Origin of the sequence: Pseudomonas pseudonitroreducens (genome assembly GCF_021603645.1) — a bacterium.
Lineage (GTDB): Bacteria > Pseudomonadota > Gammaproteobacteria > Pseudomonadales > Pseudomonadaceae > Pseudomonas > Pseudomonas pseudonitroreducens.
The window spans coordinates 415033-436013 of the sequence record NZ_BQHJ01000002.1; the positions used below are offsets into that span (position 1 = coordinate 415033).

At 64.6% G+C, this 20981-nt stretch carries 14 protein-coding genes; 6 read left to right on the forward strand and 8 right to left on the reverse strand.

Annotation, left to right across the window (positions count from 1 at the left end):
* Positions 1–486 precede the first annotated feature (486 nt).
* The 4 genes from L6D89_RS06020 (at position 487) to L6D89_RS06035 (ending at position 4233) form a co-directional block, all read left to right on the forward strand.
* Positions 487–2271: a methyl-accepting chemotaxis protein gene (locus L6D89_RS06020; RefSeq protein ID WP_373874933.1), complete on the forward strand. Its 1785-nt coding sequence runs from the start codon at positions 487–489 to the stop codon at positions 2269–2271.
* Between the two features lie 109 nt (positions 2272–2380).
* Positions 2381–2815: a thioredoxin TrxC gene (gene trxC / locus L6D89_RS06025; protein WP_236199084.1), complete on the forward strand. Its 435-nt coding sequence runs from the start codon at positions 2381–2383 to the stop codon at positions 2813–2815.
* Positions 2816–2900: 85 nt separating this feature from the next.
* Positions 2901–3347, forward strand: coding sequence for a YiiD C-terminal domain-containing protein (locus tag L6D89_RS06030; protein WP_236171223.1), 447 nt, complete (start codon positions 2901–2903; stop codon positions 3345–3347).
* Between the two features lie 76 nt (positions 3348–3423).
* Positions 3424–4233, forward strand: a complete 810-nt coding sequence (locus L6D89_RS06035; protein WP_236199085.1) for a universal stress protein — start codon at positions 3424–3426, stop codon at positions 4231–4233.
* A gap of 4 nt (positions 4234–4237) precedes the next feature.
* Here the strand turns inward: L6D89_RS06035 and L6D89_RS06040 are convergent, their stop codons facing one another.
* The gene (locus L6D89_RS06040) at positions 4238–5005 is read right to left on the reverse strand and encodes a ParA family protein (protein ID WP_236199086.1); all 768 of its coding nucleotides are present in this window, start codon (positions 5003–5005) and stop codon (positions 4238–4240) included.
* A gap of 423 nt (positions 5006–5428) precedes the next feature.
* Complete coding sequence (locus L6D89_RS06045; protein WP_236199087.1) at positions 5429–6334, reverse strand: LysR family transcriptional regulator; 906 nt, start codon at positions 6332–6334, stop codon at positions 5429–5431.
* A 394-nt stretch (positions 6335–6728) separates the two neighbouring features.
* Here L6D89_RS06045 and L6D89_RS06050 point away from each other — a divergent pair, with 394 nt between their 5' ends.
* Positions 6729–8060, forward strand: coding sequence for an MFS transporter (locus L6D89_RS06050; RefSeq protein WP_236171219.1), 1332 nt, complete (start codon positions 6729–6731; stop codon positions 8058–8060).
* Positions 8061–8303: 243 nt separating this feature from the next.
* Positions 8304–9695: a GABA permease gene (gabP, locus tag L6D89_RS06055; RefSeq protein ID WP_236199088.1), complete on the forward strand. Its 1392-nt coding sequence runs from the start codon at positions 8304–8306 to the stop codon at positions 9693–9695.
* Between the two features lie 316 nt (positions 9696–10011).
* On the opposite strand, the gene hemE is transcribed toward gabP, so the two are convergent.
* The 6 genes from hemE to aroK all read right to left on the reverse strand — a co-directional run bounded on the left by hemE (position 10012) and on the right by aroK (position 20974).
* Positions 10012–11076 (reverse strand): uroporphyrinogen decarboxylase, encoded by a 1065-nt coding sequence (gene hemE, locus L6D89_RS06060; RefSeq protein WP_236199089.1) that lies wholly within the window; start codon positions 11074–11076, stop codon positions 10012–10014.
* Between the two features lie 188 nt (positions 11077–11264).
* Positions 11265–12683 carry an FAD-dependent oxidoreductase gene (locus L6D89_RS06065; RefSeq protein ID WP_017520506.1) on the reverse strand — a complete coding sequence of 473 codons (1419 nt, stop codon included), beginning with the start codon at positions 12681–12683 and terminating at the stop codon, positions 11265–11267.
* Positions 12684–12710: 27 nt separating this feature from the next.
* Complete coding sequence (gltB, locus tag L6D89_RS06070; RefSeq protein ID WP_236171216.1) at positions 12711–17156, reverse strand: glutamate synthase large subunit; 4446 nt, start codon at positions 17154–17156, stop codon at positions 12711–12713.
* Positions 17157–17618: 462 nt separating this feature from the next.
* Complete coding sequence (locus L6D89_RS06075; protein ID WP_236199090.1) at positions 17619–19292, reverse strand: AAA family ATPase; 1674 nt, start codon at positions 19290–19292, stop codon at positions 17619–17621.
* Between the two features lie 6 nt (positions 19293–19298).
* Positions 19299–20405: a 3-dehydroquinate synthase gene (gene aroB, locus L6D89_RS06080; RefSeq protein WP_236199091.1), complete on the reverse strand. Its 1107-nt coding sequence runs from the start codon at positions 20403–20405 to the stop codon at positions 19299–19301.
* Between the two features lie 50 nt (positions 20406–20455).
* Positions 20456–20974, reverse strand: a complete 519-nt coding sequence (gene aroK / locus L6D89_RS06085) for a shikimate kinase AroK (protein ID WP_236171213.1) — start codon at positions 20972–20974, stop codon at positions 20456–20458.
* Between the last annotated feature and the right edge of the window lie 7 nt (positions 20975–20981).

Here is a 20981-nt window from a genome sequence, read left to right on the forward strand (position 1 = left end):
GCGCCAGTCCGGCGCCTCATCCGCGGGTCAGCGGCCCCTGCAATATCTCTTTGCCATCATCTTGCAGACGCCCTGCCTGCCTTTCCGTAGAATGCCGCCCAGCGCCGCAAGCCAGCGCGCGACCGCACCCCGCGACACGCCAGCGAACAGGGATTTCGTCCGCCTTTCCCCTGCCCCTTTCCTTCCGACCCGCCTTCCAGGCGCCGGCCGGTGGATAACTTTTTTCGCCCGTGACCATACGGTTCCGCCCGATCCTGCCGATAGGGCTTGGACGTGGTTCGCCACCCTGGCCCCCAACAAGAACAATCTCCGAACGGCCTGACTTCACACAACCTTTCCTGGAGATCGTCAATGAACAGCTGGATTTCCAACTTGAGCGTGAACCTCAAGTTGGCCCTGGGCTTCGGCCTGGTCCTCGCCTTCACCGCCATCCTCGCTATCGTCAGCTGGGTCGGCCTGGGCTCGCTGATCGACCGCAGCAACTGGATGAGCGACATCACCGAGCTCAACTCGCGCCTCACCAAGCTGCGCATCACCCGCCTGCAATACATGATCGCCGACGGCGCCGAGCAGGAAGCCGCCAACGTCATGTCCACCCTGGCCGACTTCAAGGCGCAGCAGCAGAAACTGCGTGCCTCCTTCGTCAGCCCGGAGAACGTACGCATGCTCGACCAGCTCGGCGGCATCATCGCCGACTACGAGAAGTCCCTGGCAGCCATGCGCGCCGGCTACCAGAGCGCCGGCATCACCCGCCGCACCCTGCAGGACAATGCTGCCCGCGCCGCCGAACTGACGGCCACGATCCAGCAGGACATCCTCAAGGCCCCGGCGGACGAGGAGCGCGCCACGCGCTTCCAGGCCATCACCGGTACCCGTGAAGACCTGCTGCAGGCCCGCTACGACGTGCGCGACTACCTCGCCAACGCGCTCACCAGCAACGGTGACGGCGTGACCCGTGGCCTCGACGAAAGCATTGCCGGCCTGCCGGCCCTGGAAAACGTCCTCGGCGTCGCCGAAGCGCAATACGTCCAGCAACTGGGCACGGCCCTGCGCGCCTATCGCGACGCGGTCACCACCCTGCGCGGCAACATGGCCAGCATCGTCCAGGCGCGCAAGGAAATGACCACCCAGGGCCAGGACATCGTCAAGATCAGCGAAAATCTCTACCAGTTGCAGCTTGATCGCCGCGACGCCGAAAGCGCGCGCGCCCGCAGCCTGCAAACCCTGGTAACCCTGCTCGCGCTGGTGCTGGGCAGCATTGCTGCGCTGATCATCACCCGCCAGATCACCCGGCCGCTGCACGACACCATGGCGGTGGTCGACCGCATCGCCGCCGGCGACCTGTCGCAGACCATTCAGGTCAGCCGCCGCGACGAACTCGGCCGCCTGCAACAGAGCATGCAGCGCATGAGCCAGAGCCTGCGCGAACTGATCGGCGGTATCCGCGACGGCGTCACCCAGATCGCCAGCGCCGCCGAGGAGCTCTCCGCCGTCACCGAGCAGACCAGCGCCGGTGCCAACACCCAGAAGATCGAGACCGACCAGGTTGCCACCGCCATGCACGAGATGTCCGCCACCGTGCAGGAAGTCGCGCGCAATGCCGAGCAGGCTTCCCAGGCCGCTTCCGCCGCCGACCACCAGGCCCAGGACGGCGACCGTGTGGTGAACAAGGCCGTTGAGCAGATCGAGCGCTTGGCCGAGGAAGTCGAACGTTCCGCCGAGGCGATGCAGCGCCTGGAGCAGGAAAGCGAGAAGATCGGCAAGGTAATGGATGTGATCAAATCAGTGGCCGAACAGACCAACCTGCTGGCCCTCAACGCCGCCATCGAAGCCGCCCGCGCCGGCGAGGCCGGTCGCGGCTTCGCCGTGGTCGCCGACGAAGTGCGCGGGCTGGCCCAGCGCACCCAGCAATCCACCGAAGAAATCGAAGCCCTGGTCGCCGGCCTGCAGAGCGGCACCCGCCAGGTCTCCAGCGTCATGCTCGGCAGCCGCGAACTCACCGCCAACAGCGTCGCGCTGAGCCGCCAGGCCGGCGAATCCCTCGGTGAAATCACCCGCACCGTCTCCAATATCCAGGCGATGAACCAGCAGATCGCCACCGCCGCCGAAGAGCAGAGCGCCGTGGCCGAGGAGATCAGCCGCAGCGTGGTCAACGTCCGCGACGTCTCCGAACAGACCGCCGCCGCCAACGAAGAAGTCGCCGCCTCCAGCGTCGAACTCGCGCGCCTGGGTGGGCAGTTGCAGACGCTGGTCAGCCATTTCCGCGTGTGATGTGAATGGGCCGACGCCAGTCGGCCCCTCTTCGGAAAAGCACACATCGCACCGTTGAGATCCGCCCGCCAAGGCTCCATCTTTGCTCTATTGCCATTGGAGCCCCGCCATGTCCGATCCCCTGATCATCCCCTGCCCTAACTGCAACGGCCTGAACCGCGTCCCTGCCGCGCGGCTGGGTGATTCGCCCAGCTGTGGGCGCTGCCAGTCGCCGATCGTGCTGGATACGCCATTCGACCTCGATGAAGCCGGTTTCGCCGCCCAGGCCAAGGGCGATCTGCCGTTGCTGGTGGACGTCTGGGCCTACTGGTGCGGGCCGTGCAAGGGTTTTGCGCCGGTGTTCGAGCAGGCCGCGGCGCGGTTGTCGGGCAAGGTGCGCCTGGCCAAGCTGGACAGCGATGCCAATCCGAACCTTTCCGCACGCCTGGGCATTCGCTCGATTCCCAGCCTGATCCTGCTGCGCAACGGCCAGGAAGTGGCGCGGCAGAGCGGTGCGATGCCGCTGCCGCAGTTGCTCGACTGGCTGTCCCGCCAGGGCCTCTGAGGACGAGCGTTTCGGTCAATCCGCGCGGTCATTGCCAGGCCGCGCCGGGCGGCTAGGCTTGGGCGAAAGCCAACGGAGCAAGCCCATGCCTTCCTACCCCGAAGACTTCATCCGCCAGCTCACCGAAGAGCACATCGCCTTCGTCAAGCGCACCGGCCTCAAGGCCGAGGTGCTGGAGCCTGGCCACGTGCGCCTGCGCATGCCGCTCAAGGGCAACGAGAACCATATCCAGAACATGTACGCCGGCGCCCTGTTCACCGTGGCCGAGTTGCCCGGTGGCGTGCTCATGCTGACCAGCTTCGACGCCCGGCGCTTCTACCCCATCGTCAAGGAAGCCGGCCTGCGCTTCCTGCGCCCGGCGGCCAGTGACGTGACCGTCGACGCGCAGCTCAGCGAAGCCGAAATCCAGCGTATCGGCGAGGAAGCCACGCACCAGGGCAAATCAGAGTTCGTTCTCGACCTGCAACTGAAGGACGACGAGGGCAACGTGGTTGCCGAAAGCCACGCCATCTATCAGTTGCGCAGCCGCTGAATCCGGGGGTTGCCCTGCATCAAGGTGAAATTTCCTACGTGGCGCGACAGTAGAAGCGCCACAGAGGGAGCCCACCATGTACAGGAACCTGCTCGTCGCCCACGACCTCAGTGTCGAGGCGGACATCGCCGTGCGCCGCGCCGCGCAACTGGCCCGCCAGCACGGCGCCAGCGTCACGCTGCTGCACGTGATCGAGGAATTCTTCCCCGACCGCATGATGGCCACGGTCCGCGAAGCTGCCGAGGTGGCGCTGCGCGATGCAGCACGCAGCAGTGGTCTCGGCGACTGCCAGTTGCTGATCCGCCAGGGCCGCGCAGCCAATAACGTGACCGAGGCGGTGCAGGAGCTGGGCGCTGACCTTCTGCTGATCGGCGCGCACCACCAGCAACTGCTGGAGCGCTTCGACGGCACCACCCTGGAGCGCATCGCCCGGCACTGCCGCGCGCCGATCCTGCTGGCTGTCGAGGAATCCGCTGCGCCTTACGCCAAGGCCCTCGCCGGGCTGGACCTGTCGCACTGCTCCTGCCAGGCCTGGCGCGCCGGCTATCGATTGCTCACACCCGCCGCCGAGCTGCTCGCGCTCAACGCCTATCAGCCAGGCAAGAAGGCCGGTCGCGCCGACAGTCATCTGCAGACCCAGCGCGAGCTGTTGCGCCAGGCACTGCAGGATGAGCGCGCACAGGTCCCGCCCAGCGGGCCGCAGTTACTTTGTGCGGTGCAGCAGGGAACCGCCCAGCAGGCGCTGGAGACGGCGTTGCGCGAATGGGCGCCGGACCTGCTGATACTCGGCAGTCGCAGCCGTGGCGCCATCGAGCAGGCCATGCTGGGCAGCGCGACGCGTTATTTCCTGCGCCGGCCGCCCTGTGATGTGCTGATCAGCCAGTAACCGCTCAGGCTTCCAGCAGGTTGTGCAGTTCGACGAATTGCTGGGTCAGCTTGTGCCGCGGCTCGAGGAAGATCAGCGGGGTGCAGGCCTGGTGCGATTCGCGCATCTTCACCGAGCTCATCAGGTACACCGGCAGCACCGGTAATTCCTCTTCCACCAGTTCGTCCAGCAGCTGTTGCGGCAGGGTCGCGCGCGGCTGGAACTGGTTGACCACGATGCCTTCGACCTCCAGGTCCTCGTTGTGGTCTTCCTTCAGTTCCTCGATCTCCTGCAGCAGGCCGTACAGCGCCTGGCGGGAGAAGCTGTCGCAATCGAAGGGGATCAGGCAGCGATCCGCTGCGATCAGTGCGGAAACCGTATAGAAGTTAAGTGCCGGCGGGGTGTCCAGGTAGATCCGGTCGTAGTCTTCGGCCAGTTCGTCCAGCAGTTTGCGCAGCTTGTTGATCTTGTGCTTCTGCTCGAGCTTGGGCTGCAGATCCGCGAGCTCCGGGCTGGCGGTGACGATGTGCAGGTTGTCGAACGGTGTCTCGTAGATGTCCACCTTGCCCTTGCGGCTGAACGGTCCGGACGACAGCGTCTGCTTGAAGAAGTCGGCGATACCCACCGGCAAGTCCTCGCCGGTCAGACCGGTGAGGTAATGCGTGGAGTTGGCCTGGGCATCCAGGTCCACCAGCAATGTCCGATAGCCCTCCGCCGCGCTCACTGCCGCCAGGTTGCAGGCGATGCTGGACTTGCCGACCCCGCCCTTCTGATTGAACACCACGCGTCGCATCAGCCATCCCTCCAGGAACATTCGAGTGCTGGGGGATTCTATGCAAAGCCCATGACAAGGGCGAGCACACTTCACCCCTCGGCTGGGTATACCGCTCAGCGGTTGCGGACTCTCTGCACAAGCTTCGCAGCCGGTGCGACAGCGAATTGAGAACCTTCCCAAGACTTTGTCAGCGCACGTTGCTTGACTTCTGCACGTCCGCGGCAATGCCGATATTGCGCCATGATCCGTGTCGACGAAGCTCCTGGCGGGTCGGGGAAGTCTCATTTGTCGACCGGGATGCCAAGGGTCCACAAGAGCGGCGTTATTCGATATCGAGCAGACGCCTGCCTGGCGCGGGACGAACAGGACCAGGCACTCCTGCCGGGAAAGCTCACTGCGTCGAGTACCAGCAAAGCCTGCTGGGCAGCGAGCCCTGATCCGTCAACCAGCCCTGCCGGCCTGGACCTCCTGGGTCACCAGATCGAAGAACGACTGCGCCAGGCGCGACGGCTCGTTGCGCCGCCGCACCAGCCACACCGAACTGGTCGCGCCCGGGTCGCTCAGGGTGCGATAGACCACGCCGTCCACCCGCGTACGACGAAACGACGCCGGCAGCATCGATACACCCAGCCCCGCCGCGACCAGGCCGATGATGGTCATCGCCTCGCCCGCCTCCTGGGCGATGCGCGGGCTGAAACCGGCCTGTCGCGACAGCGCCATCAACTGGCTATAGAGGCCGGTGCCGTAGCTGCGTGGGAAGAACACGAAAGGCTCATCCGCCAGCTCGGCGAACTCCAGGCCGTCCTGGCTGGCCTGCGCCAGTGGATGATCGGCGCGCAGCACGGCCACCAGCGGTTCGCTGAACAGCTCCACGGCTTCCAGGGTTTCCGGCAGCGGGATCGGACGAATCAGGCCGACCTGCACACGCTCCTCCAGCAGCGCCTGCACGGCCTGTCCGCTGCTCAGCTCCTGCAGATCCAGGTGCACATCCGGATACGCCTGGCGGAACGCCAGGATCGCGCGCGGGATGCTGGAGGTAAAAGGCGCCGACGCGGTGAAGCCGACCTTCAGCTCGCCGATCTCGCCCTGATGCGCGCGACGCGCCAGGAGCACGGCGTGGTCTACCTGCTGCAGCACCTGCCGCGCTTCGTCGAGAAACAGCTTGCCGGCCTCGGTCAGCGCCACCCGTCGGTTGGTGCGCTCCAGCAGGCGCGCGCCGATCTCTTCTTCCAGCGCCTGGATCTGCTGGCTCAGCGGCGGCTGGGAAATCCCCAGTTGCTCGGCGGCACGGCCGAAGTGCAGCTCCTCCGCCACGGCGATGAAATAACGCAGGTGTCGCAGTTCCATGTTTCCCCCATCTGGAGCGCCGGTGTTCCGGACTGGGTAGGAGCGGACTTTGTCCGCGATAGGTCGAGCCCCGTGCCGTGCGGTTCGCGAGCAAGCTCGCTCCTACAGGTTAACGACGGCGTGAGCCTTGTAGGAGCGAGCTTGCTCGCGAACCAGCCGTTGACCCGACGTCACAGGCGTTTGATTCGCAAAACGAATCAAACGTGTCGATTAATATATTGGAAATAATAAAGCCCGCTCCTTATCCTTTCCACACAAGCCCAATAACGACTACCAACCTGCTCCCTGCCTGGCCGCGCGGGCCCTTGCCGCCATTCCAGGCCCTCCTGCTTTTACCAACCTGAGGTGTGTCGTGAGTCAACCTGCCCTGCGGGCTTTGCGGGAAGAACATCCCATGGCGGCCAAGCCGCCTGTCGTTGAGGAACCATCGGCTGCGAACGATCCGGCGAGCCTGCTGGAAGCCGCGCACGAGGCGAACGGCGACGTGGTACGCGTCGTCGAAGAACTCGAAACCTACATCGAGAAAGGCACCCCGGAATTCATGCGCACCTCGCTGGCGCTGTTCTCCGGCGGCTTCGCCACCTTCGCCCTGCTCTACTGCGTGCAGCCGATGATGCCGGTACTGTCCGAGGCCTTCAGCCTGAGCGCCGCGCAGAGCAGCCTGGTGCTGTCGATCTCCACCATCACCATGGCCTTCGGCCTGCTGGTCACCGGGCCGATCTCCGACGCCATCGGGCGCAAGTCGATCATGGTCGCTTCGCTGGTCCTCGCCGCCCTGTTCACCCTCGGCAGCTCGCTGATGCCGACCTGGCACGGCGTGCTGGCCATGCGCGCGCTGCTCGGCCTGTCACTCAGCGGCCTGGCGGCGGTGGGCATGACCTACCTCTCCGAGGAAATCCACCCGCAGCACATCGGCCTGTCCATGGGGCTGTATATCGGCGGCAACGCCATCGGCGGCATGAGCGGCCGGCTGATCAGCGGCGTGCTGGTGGACTACGTGAACTGGCACGTGGCGCTGGCCACCCTGGGCGTGCTCGCCCTGGCCGCAGCGCTGCTGTTCTGGCGCATCCTGCCCGAATCGAAGAACTTCCGCCCGGCACCGCTCAAGCCGCGCCGGCTGATCGAGGGTTTCATCGGGCACTTCCGCGATGCCGGGCTGCCCTGGCTGTTCCTCGAAGCGTTCCTGCTGATGGGCGCCTTCGTCACCCTGTTCAACTACATCGGCTATCGCCTGCTGGCAGAGCCCTACCACCTGAGCCAGGCCATCGTCGGCGTGCTCTCGCTGGTCTACCTGTCGGGCATCTACAGCTCGGCCTGGGTCGGCTCCCTGGCCGACCGCCTGGGTCGGCGCAAGGTGCTCTGGGCGATGATCGCGCTGATGCTCGGCGGCGTACTGATCACCTTGCTGCAACCGCTGGCCCTGGTGCTGGTCGGCTTGCTGGTGTTCACCTTCGGTTTCTTCGGCGCGCACTCGGTGGCCAGCAGCTGGATTGGCCGCCGCGCCCTGACAGCCAAGGGCCAGGCCTCTTCGCTGTACCTGTTCTGCTACTACGTCGGCTCCAGCGTCGCCGGTACCGCCGGCGGGGTGTTCTGGCACCACTATGGCTGGAACGGCGTGGGACTGTTCATAGCCGGCCTTCTGGCAATTGCCGTGGCAGTAGCCTTGCACCTGGCTCGCCTGCCAGTGTTACCCAGAGACCTGCCCACACTCCGCAAGATTGGGTAGTTTCTACACACAGCAAGCTCTGCATGCCTGAAAACGACATGGAACGGTCGTGCAAAGACATTTATCTCAGATCCGACAACGCCTGCCAGGCGGGCGTTGTGGGATAAATTCCCAACCTACGACTTAAGTCGTAACAAGATGTGGCGCGATCCTTGCGTTCACAATCTCGAACGACTTGTTGGAATCCTGAAACGGACCTCGACTCCCGCAGTACGCAATTCCCTCCGTAGTTGTAGGTAAAGCATGAGCAGCACCCCCTCTTCAGGGCTCTCCCAAGGCCTGCAAAATCGTCACGTCACGATGCTTTCGATCGCCGGTGCCATTGGCGCTGGCCTGTTCGTAGGTTCCGGCCATGCCATCGCCGAAGCCGGCCCCGCCGTCATGGTTTCCTACCTGATCGCCGGCCTGCTGGTGGTCCTGGTGATGCGCATGCTGGCCGAAATGGCCGTCGCGCAGCCGGACAGCGGCTCTTTCTCCACCTATGCCGACCGCGCGATCGGCCACTGGGCCGGTTTCACCATCGGCTGGCTGTACTGGTGGTTCTGGGTCCTGGTAATCCCGCTGGAAGCCAACGCCGCTGCGGCGATCATCCACGCCTGGTTCCCCGGCGCACCGATCTGGGTGCTGGCCTTCCTGATCACTTCGGCGCTGACCGTGACCAACCTGTTCAGCGTGAAGAACTACGGTGAGTTCGAGTTCTGGCTGGCGCTGATCAAGGTCGTCTCGATCATTGCCTTCCTGGTGCTGGGCTGCGCGGCCATCTTTGGCTTCTCGCCCAACAGCGAAGTCTCCGGCATCGGCCACCTGACCAGCGAAGGCTTCCTGCCCAAGGGCTGGGGCGCCGTGCTCGCGGCGCTGCTGACCACCATGTTCTCCTTCATGGGTTCGGAAATCGTCACCATCGCCGCCACCGAGTCCAAGGACCCGGAGCAACAGATCACCCGCGCCACCAACTCGGTGATCTGGCGTATCGCGCTGTTCTACCTGCTGTCGATCCTGATCGTGGTCTGCCTGGTGCCGTGGAACGACCCGCGCCTGGTGAGCATGGGCTCCTACCAGACCGTGCTGGAACACCTGCACATCCCGTACGCCAAGCTGATCGTCGACATCATCGTGCTGGTCTCGGTGACCAGCTGCCTGAACTCGGCGCTCTACACCGCTTCGCGCATGATGTATTCGCTGAGCAAGCGCGGTGACGCGCCGAAGATCGCCCAGGTGACCAGCGCCAGCCGCACCCCGGTCTACGCCGTGCTGCTGTCCACCGCCATGGCCTTCCTCTGCACCTTCGCCAACTACCTGGCCCCGGCCGAAGTTTTCAACTTCCTGCTGGCCAGCTCCGGCGCCATCGCCCTGCTGGTGTACCTGGTGATCGCCCTGTCGCAGTTGCGCATGCGCAAGAAGCTGCTCGCCCAGGGCCACCAGCTGAAGCTGAAGATGTGGCTGTTCCCCTGGCTGACCTGGGCGGTGATCATCTTCATCGTTGGCGCCCTGGTGATCATGCTGATCCGCCCGGATCACCGCATGGAGGTAGTCGCCACTACCCTGCTGACCGTCGTGGTGGTCTGCTCGGGTCTGCTGGTGTCCAACCGCCGCAAGGCACAGCGCGCCGCCGGCCTGGTGGGCGATGCGGCGTGATGCGCCCTGATGGGGCTTGAGGCTCCATGAGGGAATGAAAAAGCCCCGCTTCTGAGCGGGGCTTTTTCATTGCAGCATAATCCATTGCGCCATTCAGGCCGATCGCGGACGGAGTCCCCTCCTGCGCTCAGATCGGCCCTTTCGTAGGGGCGGACTCCGTCCGCGATTCATCGGCAGGGCCGGTGCCGGGGCGGTTCGCGAGCAAGCTCGCTCCTACAAAATAGCGCGGCCTGTAGGAGCGAGCTTGCTCGCGAACCCCGGAGCCAGAAACGAAAAAGCCCCGCATCCGCGGGGCTTTTTCAGTTCGGCATCAGGCTCAGTGATACTGCGCCGACAGCTCGTGCACCGCCTCGAAGAAGGCCCCGGCGTGAGCCGGGTCGACTTCCGGGGTAACGCCATGGCCGAGGTTGAACACGTGGCCAGTGCCATTGCCGTAGGCGCCAAGGATACGCGCCACTTCAGTGCGGATGGCGTCTGGCTTGGCGTAGAGCACCGCCGGGTCCATGTTGCCCTGCAGGGCTACCTTGTCGCCGACGCGGGCGCGGGCGTTGCCGATGTCGCAGGTCCAGTCCAGGCCCAGCGCTTCAGCGCCGGTATTGGCCATGGACTCCAGCCACAGGCCACCGCCCTTGGTGAAGAGAATTACCGGCACACGACGACCTTCATGCTCGCGGATCAGTCCGTCGACGATCTTCTGCATGTACGCCAGGGAAAACTCCTGGTAGGCCGCCGCCGACAGCGCGCCGCCCCAGGAGTCGAAGATCTGCACTGCCTGCGCGCCGGCAAGGATCTGCCCGTTAAGGTAGCTGGTGACCGACTGCGCCAGCTTGTCCAGCAGGGCGTGCAGGGCCTGCGGGTTGTTGTAGAGCATCGCCTTGGTCTTGCGGAAATCGCGGCTGGAACCGCCTTCGACCATGTAGGTGGCCAGGGTCCAGGGGCTGCCGGAGAAGCCGATCAGCGGCACGCGGCCGTTCAGCTCGCGGCGGATGGTGCGCACGGCGTCCATCACGTAACCCAAGTCCTTCTCCGGATCGGGGATCGGCAGGGCGTCGATGTCAGCCTGGGTGGTCACGACCTTCTTGAAGCGCGGACCTTCGCCGGTTTCGAAGAACAGGCCCTGACCCATGGCATCGGGGATGGTGAGGATGTCGGAGAAGAGGATCGCAGCGTCCAGTTGCGGGTAACGATCCAGCGGCTGCAGGGTCACCTCGCAGGCCATCTGCGGGTTCATGCACAGGCTCATGAAGTCACCGGCCTTGGCGCGGGTGGCGCGGTACTCCGGCAGGTAGCGGCCGGCCTGGCGCATCATCCAGACAGGGGTGACATCGACGGGCTGCTTGAGCAGGGCGCGGAGGAAGCGATCGTTCTTCAGGGCAGTCATAACGGCATCCGGAAAAAAAGTGCGGGCATTTTCGCAAAGCCCAAACGAAAAGGCACGGCGGGTGCCGTGCCTTTCGTCCATCGCGGCATTCTGCCGCAGCGGCCTACCTTCGTAGGATGGCGTGGAGCGAAGCGATACCCATCAACTGCATGGGTATCGCAGGCTCCACCCATCCTACGAAATCACGCTCAGACGCCCAGGTAGTCGAGGATACCTTCGGCGGCCGTGCGGCCTTCGAAGATCGCGGTCACCACCAGATCGGAACCGCGGACCATGTCGCCACCGGCGAAGATCTTCGGGTTGCTGGTCTGGTGCTTGAACTGCGCGGCGGCCGGGGCGATGACGCGGCCCTGGCTGTCGATCTCCACCTGGTGCTGGTCGAACCACGGCGCCGGGCTCGGGCGGAAGCCGAAGGCGATCAGCACGGCTTCCGCCGGGATGATTTCCTCGGAGCCCGGGATCGGCTCGGGGCTGCGACGGCCGCGGGCGTCGGGCTCGCCAAGACGAGTCTCGACCACCTTCACGCCTTCCACCTTGTCCTCGCCGACGATGGCGATGGGCTGACGGTTGAAGAGGAACTTCACGCCCTCTTCCTTGGCGTTCTTCACCTCTTTGCGCGAGCCGGGCATGTTCTCTTCGTCGCGGCGGTAGGCACAGGTCACGCTCTTGGCGCCCTGGCGAATCGAGGTGCGGTTGCAGTCCATCGCGGTGTCGCCACCGCCCAGTACCACGACGCGCTTGCCCTTCATGTCGACGAAGTCTTCCGGCGACTTCTCGAAGCCCAGGTTGCGGTTCACGTTGGCGATCAGGAAGTCCAGCGCATCGTGTACGCCGGGCAGGTCCTCGCCGGGGAAGCCGCCTTTCATGTAGGTGTAGGTGCCCATGCCCATGAACACGGCATCGTACTCATCGAGCAATTGCTCCATGGTTACGTCCTTGCCGATCTCGGTGTTCAGGCGGAACTCGATGCCCATGCCGGTGAAGACTTCGCGACGGCGCGAGAGCACCTGCTTCTCCAGCTTGAACTCGGGGATGCCGAAGGTCAGCAGGCCACCGATTTCCGGGTTCTTGTCGAACACCACCGGGGTCACGCCGTTGCGCACCAGCACGTCGGCGCAGCCCAGACCAGCCGGGCCAGCGCCGATCACGGCGACACGCTTGCCGGTAGGCTTGACCTTGGACATGTCCGGGCGCCAGCCCATGGCGAACGCGGTATCGGTGATGTACTTCTCCACCGAGCCAATGGTGACCGCGCCAAAGCCGTCGTTCAGGGTGCAGGCGCCTTCACACAGGCGATCCTGCGGGCACACCCGGCCGCAGACTTCCGGCAGGGTGTTGGTCTGGTGGGACAGTTCGGCAGCGGCGAGGATGTTGCCTTCGGAGACCAGCTTCAACCAGTTGGGGATGAAGTTGTGCACCGGGCACTTCCACTCGCAGTACGGGTTGCCGCAGCCCAGGCAGCGGTGGGCCTGGTCAGCCGCCTGCTGCGGCTTGAACAGGTCGTAGATTTCCACGAACTCGCGCTTGCGCTGGCGCAGGAGCTTCTTCTTCGGATCCTTGCGCCCGACTTCGATGAACTGGAAGTCGTTATTCAGACGTTCAGACATTTCAAGACCTCATCAAACTTCAGGCGCTTATTGCGGGTTGGCACGGGTGCTGGTCAGGAGCGAGCCCAGGCTTGCCGCCTTGGGTTTCACCAGCCAGAACCGACGCAGGTAGTCGTCCAGGTTTTCCAGGACGTTTGCGCCCCACTCGCTTGCAGTTTCCGCCACGTACTCGACCAGCACCTTGCGCAGGTGGCTGCGCTGGGCTTCCATCGCTTCGCCGCTGATCCGCTGGATTTCCACCAGTTCGTGGTTCACGCGGTCGACGAAGGTGTTGTCCATGTCGAGGACATAGGCGAAGCCACCGGTCATGCCGGAGCCGAAGTTGTAGCCGGTCTTGCCCAGCACGCAGATGAAACCGCCGGTCATGTATTCGCAGCAGTGATCACCGGTGCCTTCCACCACGGCATGGGCGCCGGAGTTGCGCACGCCGAAGCGCTCGCCCGCGGTGCCGGCGGCGAACAGCTTGCCGCCAGTGGCGCCGTAGAGGCAGGTGTTGCCGACGATGGCCGACTCCTGCGACTTGAACGGGCTGCCCTTGGGTGGGGTGACGACCAGCTTGCCGCCGGTCATGCCCTTGCCCACGTAGTCGTTGGCGTCGCCTTCCAGGTACAGGTGCAGGCCGCCAGCGTTCCACACGCCAAAGCTCTGGCCTGCTGTGCCCTTGAAGCGGAAGGTGATCGGCGCCTTGGCCATGCCCTGGTTGCCGTGGACCTTGGCAATCTCGCCGGAAATCCGCGCGCCGATGGAACGGTCGCAGTTGCAGATATCCAGTTCGTACTCGCCGCCCTTGGCGCCTTCGATGGCGGCACGGGCCAGGTCGACCATCTTCTCGGCCAGCAGGCCCTGGTCGAACGGCGGGTTCTTCTCGACTTCGCAGAACTGCGGCTTCTCGGCCGGGATCAGGTCGCTGCCCAGCAGCGGCGTGAGGTCGAGGTTGCCCTGCTTGGGCGTCTCGCCCGGGAGGATTTCCAGCAGGTCGGTGCGGCCGATCAGTTCTTCCAGGCTGCGCACGCCGAGCTTGGCCAGCCACTCACGGGTTTCGCTGGCGATGAAGGTGAAGAAGTTCACCACCATGTCCACGGTACCGATGAAGTGGTCCTTGCGCAGCTTGTCGTTCTGGGTGGCGACGCCGGTGGCGCAGTTGTTCAGGTGGCAGATACGCAGGTACTTGCAGCCCAGGGCGATCATCGGCGCGGTACCGAAGCCGAAGCTCTCGGCGCCGAGAATGGCGGCCTTGATGACGTCCAGGCCGGTCTTCAGGCCGCCGTCGGTCTGCACCCGCACCTTGCCGCGCAGGTCGTTGCCGCGCAGGGTCTGGTGCGCCTCGGCGAGGCCCAGCTCCCACGGCGAACCCGCGTACTTGATGGAGGTGATCGGCGAGGCGCCGGTACCGCCGTCGTAGCCGGAAATGGTGATCAGGTCGGCATAGGCCTTGGCCACGCCGGCGGCGATGGTGCCGACGCCGGGCTCGGACACCAGTTTCACCGAGACCAGCGCCTGCGGGTTGACCTGCTTGAGGTCGAAGATCAGCTGGGCGAGGTCTTCGATGGAGTAGATGTCGTGGTGCGGCGGCGGCGAGATCAGGGTCACGCCGGGCACCGCATAGCGCAGGCGGGCGATCAGGCCGTTGACCTTGCCGCCGGGCAGCTGGCCGCCCTCGCCGGGCTTGGCGCCCTGGGCCACCTTGATCTGCAGGACTTCGGCGTTGACCAGGTACTCCGGGGTCACGCCAAAGCGGCCGGTGGCCACCTGCTTGATCTTCGAACTTTTCAGCGTGCCGTAGCGCGCCGGGTCTTCACCGCCCTCACCGGAGTTGGAGCGGCCGCCTAGGCGGTTCATCGCCTCGGCCAGGGCTTCGTGAGCCTCCGGCGACAGGGCGCCGAGGGAGATGCCGGCCGCGTCGAAGCGCTTGAAGATGGACTCCAGCGGCTCGATCTCGTCCAGGCTCAGCGGCTGCTCGACGGTCTTCACCTTCAGCAGGTCGCGCAGCATCGACACCGGACGGCTGTCCACCAGCCCGGTGTACTCCTTGAACTTGGCGTAGTCGCCCTGCTGCACGGCTGCCTGCAGGGTATTCACCACGTCAGGGTTGTAGGCGTGGTACTCGCCGCCGTAGACGAACTTCAGCAGGCCGCCCTGCTGGATCGCCTTGCGGTTGTTCCAGGCTTCGTTGGCCAGCAGCTTCTGCTCGTTCTCGATGTCGAGGAAGCGCGCGCCCTGGATGCGGCTCGGGGTGCCCGGGAAGCACAGGCCGGTAACTTCGTCGGCCAGGCCGATGGCTTCGAACAGCTGGGCGCCACGGTAGGAGGCGATGGTGGAGATGCCCATCTTCGAGAGGATCTTCAGCATCCCCTTGGAGATGCCCTTGCGGTAGTACTTGAACACCTCGTAGAGGTCGCCCAGCACTTCGCCAGTGCGGATCAGGTCGGCCAGCACCTCGTAGGCGAGGAACGGGTAGACCGCGGACGCGCCGAAGCCCACCAGCACCGCGAAGTGGTGCGGATCACGGGCGGTAGCGGTTTCCACCAGGATGTTGGAGTCGCAACGCAGGCCGGTCTGCACCAGGCGGTGGTGCACGGCGCCAACAGCCAGGGCCGCATGCACCGGCAGCTTGCCGGGGGCGATGTGACGATCCGAGAGCACCAGCAGTACCTTGCCGGCGCGTACGGCTTCTTCGGCCTGATCGGCGATGTTGCGCACGGCCGTTTCGAGGCCGACCGACTCGTCGTAGTTCAGGTCGATGTGGTGCAGGTCGAAGCCCGGACGCTCCAGGTTCATCAGGGTCCGCCACTTCGCCGGGGAGATCACCGGGGTGGTCAGGATCGCCTGGTTGGCGTGGTGCGGGGACTCTTCGAAGATGTTCTGCTCTATCCCCAAACAGGTTTCCAGGGACATCACGATCGCTTCGCGCAGCGGGTCGATCGGCGGGTTGGTGACCTGCGCGAAGACCTGACGGAAGTAGTCGTAGGGCGAGCGGATGCGCTTGGACAGCACCGCCATCGGGGTGTCGTCGCCCATCGAGCCGACTGCTTCCTGGCCCTGCTCGGCAAGCGGGCGCAGCACCTGGTCACGCTCTTCGAAGGTGACCTGGAACATCTTCATGTACTGCTTGAGCTGGTCGCCGTCGTAGCTGGCAACGCCCTGGTCGTCGTCCAGGGTGGCCTGGATACGCAGCGCGCTCTGGCGCAGCCACTGCTTGTACGGGTGGCGCGACTTCAGGCGGTTGTCGATGTCCTCGGTCTGCAGCAGTTGGCCGGTCTCGGTATCCACCGCAAGGATCTGGCCCGGGCCGACGCGGCCCTTGGCGATGACGTCCTCGGGCTTGTAGTCCCACACACCGATTTCCGAGGCGAGGGTGATGTAGCCGTTCTTGGTGGTGACCCAGCGCGACGGGCGCAGGCCGTTGCGGTCGAGCAGGCAGACGGCATAGCGGCCGTCGGTCAGCACGACGCCGGCCGGGCCGTCCCACGGCTCCATGTGCAGCGAGTTGAATTCATAGAACGCACGCAGGTCGGCGTCCATGGTCTCGACGTTCTGCCAGGCCGGCGGAATGATCATGCGCAGGCCACGGAACATGTCCATGCCGCCGGTGACCATCAGTTCGAGCATGTTGTCCATGCTGGAGGAGTCGGAACCCACGCGGTTGACCAGCGGGCCGAGCTCGTCGAGATCGGGCATCCACTCGTTGGCGAACTTGGCGCGACGGGCCTGGGCCCAGTTGCGGTTGCCGGTGATGGTGTTGATCTCGCCGTTGTGCGCCAGCAGGCGGAACGGCTGGGCCAGCGGCCATTTCGGCAGGGTGTTGGTCGAGAAGCGCTGGTGGAAGACGCAGATGGCGGTCTTCAGGCGCTCGTCGGAAAGGTCCGGATAGAAGGCGGCGAGGTCCGCCGGCATCATCAGGCCCTTATAGATGATGGTCTTGTGCGAGAAGCTGCAGATGTAGTGATCGGCGTCCTCGGCGTTGGCCACGGAGGAGCGGCGACGGGAGCTGAACAGCTTGACCGCGAATTCCTGGTCGGACAGGCCTTCACCGCCGATGAACACCTGCTCGATCTGCGGCAGGCGCTCCAGCGCCAGGCGACCCAGGACGCTGGTGTCGATCGGCACCTTGCGCCAGCCGACCAGCTTCAGGCCGGCGCGCTCGATCTCGCGATTCATGTTCGCGCGGGCGGCTTCGGCTTTCACCGGATCCTGGTTGAAGAAGACCATGCCCACGGCGTACTGGCCGGGCAACTCGGTCGCGAAGGATTCCTTGGCCACGGCGCGCAGGAACTGGTCGGGCTTCTGGATCAGCAGCCCACAGCCGTCCCCGGTTTTCCCGTCCGCGTTGATCCCACCTCGGTGGGTCATGCAGGTCAGTGCTTCGATGGCGGTTTGCAGAAGTTCGTGGCTTGCCTCGCCCGTCATATGGGCGATCAGACCGAATCCGCAGTTATCCTTGAACGTCTCAGGATGGTACAGACCTGCTTTCATAGGGAACTCTCACCGGCAAAACTTTTATAAATTCCAGGGTCTGCTGACGTTTCGCCATCGCCCTGTTTCGCCGTGCAGGCTCGTTTCCCGCGCACCCTAAAGGCTCGGGCCGCATCTATCGTGCAGCGCCGCTTATGCCCCTGGTTCACCTGGAATGACCGTTCCGCGCGAGGTGCCACGTCTTACCCAACGTAGCGGCGGTTCCGGCCCTGGCCATGACGAAACGTCAGCAGACCCTCTTCAAGCACTTCGCCTGTCTACTCGCTCAAGCGGCGAGTTTCCGATAGGCAAAGGGAGGTCATTGTACACACGGGGAAAGCGACGTCACTGAATTTTTTTGACGCACTGCTGACACCCGATGTCGCATTTTTATAAGAATGCAGCAAAAGAAACAAGCCAATAAAAAAGCCGAGCCCCAGGATACGGGGCTCGGCTTTTTCAGTATTGCGACAGTGCAACCTTTCAGCGCGCGCCGGCAATGTCCTGCTGGATGCTGGAGAACGGCCTGGCCCAGGGCTTGGAGGCCTGGATCTTCGCCGGCAGCTTCTTGATCGCGGCCTGGGCGGCATTGCGGTCAGCGAAATTGCCGTAGGTCACCACGTAGAACGGCTTGCCCTGCAGGTTCTTGCGGAAGTAGCGGTAGTCACCACCACCCTGCTGGCTGATGAAGGCCTTGGCGCTGGCTTCGGAGCCGGTGCCCAGCACCTGAACGGAGTAGCGCGACCCGGCCTGGGACTGGTACCAACTGCTGCCGCCGGCGCTGCCAGTGGCAGCGCCGGGCTTGCTGGCGGCGGTCGCCGGCTTGGCGCTGGCAACCGTAGTGGCGGGTTTGCTCGCCGCCGGCTTGGCAGCCTGGACCGGTTTGGCCGGTGCAGTGGCGGCAGGCTTGACCGGCTCTGGGCGCGGCGTGGGCGCGGGGGTCGGAGCCGGTTGAATGGCCGCCTGCTGTTGGGCCGGAGCCGGCGGTACCGGGTTCAGCGGTTTCGGGCCGTTGTTCGCCAGCGGCGTCACCGGTGGCGCGCTGGTGGTCACGGTCGGCGGAATGGCTGCGGACGGCATGCCGCCTTCATCGGCATCTTCCTGGCCGCCGGCCTGGGCCATCGGCTCGCGAATCACCGGCTGGCTGTCGCCCACCAGGGGCAGCGGCACGGGTTGATTGGAACCGGCGAACTCGACGGACGGGCTACCGCCCTGGGTATCCGGTTGCGGTGCGGTGCCATTGCCCAGCGGCAACTGCGAGGAAGTCTGCGCAGCACTGTTGCTGGCTGTCTCCGGCTTGGTGGTCTTGCCTTGCATGAACCAGGCAGCGATGACGCCGATGGCAACCACGCCGAGGATGGCCAGGTGCTTCTTCGGCAGCTTGAAGCCGGCACCGACTGCCTTGCGCTCGCCGCTGCGGTCCGCCAGCATCGCTTCGATCATGGCGTCGCGGGCGGTCTGGTTGATGGTGCCCGGCCAGCCGCCGGATTGCTCGTGGATATCCCCAAGCAAGTCAGCAGAAATCAGTTCGATACCCTGCCCCGCGCCTTCCAGGCGCTGCGCCAGGTACTCGCGGGTTTCGTCCTCGCTGTACGGTTGCAGCTCTATGGCGTGGAAGCGTTCCTCGCCTTCGGACAGCACCTCAAGGCGCGACAACAGCTCGGGCTCGCCGAACAGGAAGACGTGCAGGCGCGCCTCGGAATTGCCGGCAGCCAGCAACAGCAGGACTTCGAGGGCGTCATCGCGCAGTTGTTCAGCGTCGTCCACCAGCAGGTAGACGTCCTGGCCAGTGATCGCCAACTGGGCAACCTTGGCAAGGATCGCTTCGATGCTCGTCTGGGTGATGCCCAGGCCCTGCGCCAGTTGGCGCAGCAAGGTGGCCTCGTCGGTCACCGAACGGCCGGAAATCACCACGCTGGAAACCGCGTCCTTGTTGGTGCTGGCGACCAGGGCCTGGCGCAGCAGGGTCTTGCCGCTACCCAGTGGACCGGTGACGGCCAGCAGCAGGTGGCTGTAGCGCGCCAGATGGTGCAGCTGGCCCAGTACGGGCTTGCGCTGCGCCGGGAAGAACTTGAAGCCCGGAACCCGCGGTGCGAACGGGTCGTGGCTGAACTGGTAGTGGGCCAGGAAGGCCTCATCGGCATGCAAGCTGGACATGGGACCTCAGTGTTCTCCTGCCTGACCGACCAGTGCCTGGTAGTCAGCGCGCAGTGTTTCTTCCAGAATCTCACGGGGGAATTCGGCGGTTACGACCGCGCCCCCCAGCCCTTGGAGCAATACCAGACGCAGACGGCCATCGAGCACTTTCTTGTCGACAGCCATGTGCTCGAGAAAATGCTCGGCATTCATTTCCTGCGGCGGGATCACCGGCAGCTTCGCCGCGGCCAGCAGACGGATACCGCGATCGAGTTCGGCCTTTGTCAGCCATCCCAGCCGATGCGACATCTCAAGTGCCATCACGGTTCCCGCTCCCACCGCTTCGCCGTGCAGCCAGACGCCATAGCCCATGTGGGTCTCGATGGCGTGACCGAAGGTGTGGCCCAGGTTGAGCGTGGCGCGGACCCCGGTTTCTTTCTCGTCGGCACCGACCACCCGCGCCTTGGCCGCACAGGAGCGCTCGATGGCTTCGGTCAGCGCGCCCGTCTCCAGCGCCAGCAGATCGTCCATATGCGCTTCCAGCCAGGTGAGGAAGGGCTCGTCGCAGATGAAACCGTACTTGATCACTTCCGCCAGGCCCGCCGACAGCTCGCGGGGCGGCAAGGTCTTCAGGGTCGCGGTATCGATGACCACGGCCTGGGGCTGGTAGAAGGCCCCGACCATGTTCTTGCCCAGCGGGTGGTTGATGCCGGTCTTGCCACCGACGGAAGAATCCACCTGGGACAACAGCGTGGTCGGCACCTGGATGAAATCGACTCCGCGCTGGTAGCAGGCCGCCGCAAAGCCGGTCATATCGCCAATCACGCCACCGCCGAGGGCAATCAGCGTGGTCTTGCGGTCATGGCGCGCCGTCAGCAGGCCATCGAAAATCAGTTGCAGGGTTTCCCACTGCTTGTAGGCCTCGCCATCAGGCAGCACGACCGTGGTGACCTTGTAGCCGGCCAGGGTCTTCTGCAGTCGATCCAGGTACAGCGGCGCGATGGTTTCATTGGTGACGATGGCTACCTGGCGGCCGCGGATGTGCGGCTCGAAGTAGCGCAGATCATCCAGCAGCCCCTCACCGATATAGATCGGGTAGCTGCGATCGGCCAGATCGACATTGAGTGTGCGCATGAAACCCCCAGGCAAGAAAGGGGACTAGGATACCGCAGATTGCAGCGCCGTTAATGGCGCTCCAGCTCACGCAGACGCTCCATGATCTCCAGAACGACATGACGCGGAGGCCGCTCGTCGGTTTCGATGATCACGTCGGCAATTTCGCGATAAAGCGGATCGCGCATCTGCATGAGGTCACGAAGGATCTGTTCCGGATTGGGCTTCTGCAGCAATGGGCGATTCTTGTCGCGCGCCGTGCGCGAGATCTGCTGCTCGACCGAGGCATGCAGGTAGATCACCTTGCCGCCATTCTTGAGGATCAGGCGATTGGCGTCGCGCATGACCGCGCCGCCGCCCGTGGCGATTACCATGCCCCCTTCATCGCACAGCTCGGCCAGCATCGCTTGCTCACGCTCGCGGAAACCAGCCTCGCCCTCGACATCGAATATCCAGGGGATGTTGGCTCCGCAGCGCTGCTCGATCTCTTTATCCGAATCTTTGAAGACGAGGTGAAGCTCTTTGGCGAGAAGACGCCCGATGGTGCTTTTACCAGCACCCATCGGGCCTACCAGAATCAAATTGGACACGACATTG

What these genes read in the sequence shown, in the direction of transcription:
- L6D89_RS06020 (WP_373874933.1), top strand. Translation starts at nt 487, where the DNA reads ATGAGCGACATCACCGAGCTCAACTCGCGCCTCACCAAGCTGCGCATC.
- trxC (WP_236199084.1), top strand. Translation starts at nt 2,381, where the DNA reads ATGTCCGATCCCCTGATCATCCCCTGCCCTAACTGCAACGGCCTGAAC.
- L6D89_RS06030 (WP_236171223.1), top strand. Translation starts at nt 2,901, where the DNA reads ATGCCTTCCTACCCCGAAGACTTCATCCGCCAGCTCACCGAAGAGCAC.
- L6D89_RS06035 (WP_236199085.1), top strand. Translation starts at nt 3,424, where the DNA reads ATGTACAGGAACCTGCTCGTCGCCCACGACCTCAGTGTCGAGGCGGAC.
- L6D89_RS06040 (WP_236199086.1), bottom strand. Translation starts at nt 5,005, where the DNA reads ATGCGACGCGTGGTGTTCAATCAGAAGGGCGGGGTCGGCAAGTCCAGC.
- L6D89_RS06045 (WP_236199087.1), bottom strand. Translation starts at nt 6,334, where the DNA reads ATGGAACTGCGACACCTGCGTTATTTCATCGCCGTGGCGGAGGAGCTG.
- L6D89_RS06050 (WP_236171219.1), top strand. Translation starts at nt 6,729, where the DNA reads ATGGCGGCCAAGCCGCCTGTCGTTGAGGAACCATCGGCTGCGAACGAT.
- gabP (WP_236199088.1), top strand. Translation starts at nt 8,304, where the DNA reads ATGAGCAGCACCCCCTCTTCAGGGCTCTCCCAAGGCCTGCAAAATCGT.
- hemE (WP_236199089.1), bottom strand. Translation starts at nt 11,076, where the DNA reads ATGACTGCCCTGAAGAACGATCGCTTCCTCCGCGCCCTGCTCAAGCAG.
- L6D89_RS06065 (WP_017520506.1), bottom strand. Translation starts at nt 12,683, where the DNA reads ATGTCTGAACGTCTGAATAACGACTTCCAGTTCATCGAAGTCGGGCGC.
- gltB (WP_236171216.1), bottom strand. Translation starts at nt 17,156, where the DNA reads ATGAAAGCAGGTCTGTACCATCCTGAGACGTTCAAGGATAACTGCGGA.
- L6D89_RS06075 (WP_236199090.1), bottom strand. Translation starts at nt 19,292, where the DNA reads ATGTCCAGCTTGCATGCCGATGAGGCCTTCCTGGCCCACTACCAGTTC.
- aroB (WP_236199091.1), bottom strand. Translation starts at nt 20,405, where the DNA reads ATGCGCACACTCAATGTCGATCTGGCCGATCGCAGCTACCCGATCTAT.